Here is a 267-nt window from a genome sequence, read left to right on the forward strand (position 1 = left end):
GGATCGGCAATCCGAATCTCGTCAAGACGCTGGAAGAGTATCTGCCGGATGCAAGTCCTGAGCGCATCAAGGTTAGCGCAACGGCGAGGGTCACGAAGTCGTGGAGCGCGAATGGTATCGACGTGGAAAAGAAACTCGAGGAAGCATTTGCCATCGACGACCGGTTCGGGATGATGCTCGCGATGCAGCTGGCGTTCGGGCTTCGCCGCAAGGAAACCATCCTCATTCAGCCGTGGGTATCCGACCAGCGGGATCTCGGGAAGGATT

General features: G+C 57.7%; 1 pseudogene. It reads left to right on the top strand.

Annotated elements, in window-relative coordinates:
• A pseudogene (locus tag SB822_RS57745) lies at nucleotides 1-267 on the top strand (hypothetical protein); the annotation flags it as partial.

Origin of the sequence: Paraburkholderia sp. SIMBA_054 (assembly GCF_046534875.1) — a bacterium.
GTDB classification, from domain to species: domain Bacteria; phylum Pseudomonadota; class Gammaproteobacteria; order Burkholderiales; family Burkholderiaceae; genus Paraburkholderia; species Paraburkholderia hospita.